The organism is Thermovirga sp., assembly GCA_012523215.1.
Classification (GTDB): domain Bacteria; phylum Synergistota; class Synergistia; order Synergistales; family Thermovirgaceae; genus 58-81.
In genome coordinates this window covers 1-2,199 of sequence record JAAYIZ010000086.1, presented here as the reverse complement: position 1 = coordinate 2,199, position 2,199 = coordinate 1, and the positions used below count along the sequence as shown (strand labels likewise).

Sequence of the window (2,199 nt, the reverse complement as noted above, 5' to 3'; positions counted from 1 at the left end):
TCCCCAGCCACGGTTGGGTAATCTTCGGGATCCGTCACGGGTACCACATGCCGGAAATTTTTTGCTGCGGCCCGGATCAGGGTGACCCCCCCGATATCGATATTCTCAAGCAGTTCTTCCAGGCTGGTCCCCTTTTTCAGAGTCTCCTGGAAGGGGTAAAGGTTGCATACGACCATATCGATCATGGGTATTCCGAATTTTTCGACATCGGCCTTGTCGCCCTCAAAATGTCTCCGGGCGAGGATCCCGCCGAAGACTGAGGGGTGAAGCGTTTTGACCCTGCCCCCCAGCATATGGGGGTACCCGGTAAGGTCCTCCACTTCTTTGACCGGTACTCCCGCCTCCCTGATATGCCTTGCGGTTCCGGAGCTGGAGACGATCTCCCATCCAAGGTCCGCCAGGTCCTTCGCCAGCCCGTCCACGTTCTTCTTGTCGAAGACCGAGATCAGCGCACGCTTCTGGCCCATAACAAGCTCTCCTTTCAACCCCGTCGGTCCAGCAGGTCGATCAGGGTCCTGGTGTAGAGGACATGCTCCGTCTGGTGGATTCGCTCCTCCAGCGTTTCAAGTGTATCACCGGGAAGGATTCTCACGGGCTCCTGGGCTAGGATTTCACCATGATCCACTTCCTCGTCTACGAGATGGACCGTCACCCCCGTCACTTTCACTCCCAATTCGCAAGCTGCCCTTATGGAGTCTCTGCCGGGGAAGGACGGCAGAAGCGAAGGGTGGATGTTGACGATCCTCCCCTTTCTGGGGGCGACGAACCGCGGTGAAAGAATCCTCATGAAACCGGCCAATACCAGCCATTCAACGGAGTGATCTTCAAGAAGATTCTCCAGGCGCCTCTCGGCATTACCCCCTCCCTGCGGGGAGTAAGGGAGGAGGTAGGTCGGGACCTCCCTTTGGCTTGCAGAAAGGAGTCCCCCGGCTTCGGGGTTGTCGCTGGCCACGAAGGCTATCTCTGCGCAGAGAAGGCCTGCAGAACAGTTGTCAACGATGGCGGCCATGTTTGACCCCCTCCCGGATATCAGGATCGCCAACCGGGGCTTCAAGATGAAACCTCCCCGATTACGGTCGCTTTTTCACCTATTCCGGCGAGTATGGACGATACTCTGGACACATCGTCGGGCTTCACCGCGAGAACGAATCCTATCCCGAGGTTGAAAACCCTTCTCATCTCCTCCTCGTCCACTCCTCGATTCCTGATAAGATCGAAGACAGGCGGGCGCTCCCAGGAGGCGTAGTCGATCAAGGGTTTAAGGGATACGGGGAGCATCCTGGCGATGTTCTCCTCAAGGCCGCCCCCGGTAATATGGGCCATTCCGCGGACTGCTCCTGACGCCGTTGCCTCCAGAGCCTGGTTGACGTAGAGCCGGGTTGGCTCCATCAGGACTTCCGAGAGGGGTTTTTCGAAACCGGGAACGAATTGGTGCATCTCCATCGGCTCGGGACCATCGAGAAGGCACTTTCTTACCAGGGAGAAACCGTTGCTGTGCACGCCGGAGCTTGCCAGTCCGAGGAGGGCGTCCCCTTTTGATATGCCCTTTCCGTCGATAATGCTTTTTTCCTCGACCAGGCCCACGGCAAATCCAGCTAGGTCGAACATGCCCGGGGCATAAATGCCCGGCATTTCAGCCGTCTCTCCGCCGAGCAGGGCGCATCCGCAGGACGAACAGGCTTCAGCGATGCCCTCCATTACTGATCCGAAGATGTCGACATCAAGGTATCCACAGGCGAGGTAGTCCAGGAAAAATAGGGGTTTTGCCCCACAGGTGACGAGGTCGTTGACATTCATGGCCACCAGGTCCTGTCCCAAGCCCCGGTATAGCCCCGTCAGGCGGGCCACGTCCAGTTTTGTCCCCACCCCGTCGGTGCAGGCCGCAAGCGCTTTCCCCCCGCCGATCCTGTAAAGCCCCGAGAACCCACCGATGCCGGAGATAACCTGGGATGAAGAAGCGCCCGAAGCGATATTCTTGACAAGGTCTATCCAAGCGTCACTTCTTTCCAGGCTGACGCCGGCTTTCTCATAGGTCCACTCCATTATCCTCTCCTCCATCAAGGTAATCCCCACTGAAGCAGGCGGTGCAGATATCCGATGGCGGAAGGCCGATCGCCGAGACAAGATCTCCGATGCTCAGGTAATGAAGCGAGTCCGCGCCCACCGCCGAGCGTAGGGTGTCAATGTCCAGTTTAGCGG

General features: G+C 58.0%; 4 protein-coding genes. All 4 read right to left on the bottom strand.

Features of this window, described 5'->3' with window-relative positions; genetic code table 11:
* Nucleotides 1-467 (bottom strand): bifunctional phosphoribosylaminoimidazolecarboxamide formyltransferase/IMP cyclohydrolase PurH (locus tag GX108_02515; GenBank protein NLO55921.1); only part of this gene is annotated, 467 nt, incomplete at its 3' end.
* A 14-nt stretch (nucleotides 468-481) separates the two neighbouring features.
* Nucleotides 482-1,054 (bottom strand): phosphoribosylglycinamide formyltransferase, encoded by a 573-nt coding sequence (gene purN, locus GX108_02510; GenBank protein ID NLO55920.1) that lies wholly within the window; start codon nucleotides 1,052-1,054, stop codon nucleotides 482-484.
* Nucleotides 1,051-2,043: a phosphoribosylformylglycinamidine cyclo-ligase gene (locus tag GX108_02505; GenBank protein NLO55919.1), complete on the bottom strand. Its 993-nt coding sequence runs from the start codon at nucleotides 2,041-2,043 to the stop codon at nucleotides 1,051-1,053. Before GX108_02505 ends, purN begins: the two co-directional genes overlap by 4 nt.
* Nucleotides 2,027-2,199: amidophosphoribosyltransferase (locus tag GX108_02500; GenBank protein NLO55918.1), on the bottom strand; the 173-nt coding region annotated here is incomplete at its 5' end. The genes GX108_02500 and GX108_02505, both read right to left, overlap by 17 nt.

Excerpts from the sequence above, each read along its gene's own strand:
- GX108_02505 (NLO55919.1), bottom strand. The coding sequence starts at position 2,043 with ATGGAGTGGACCTATGAGAAAGCCGGCGTCAGCCTGGAAAGAAGTGAC.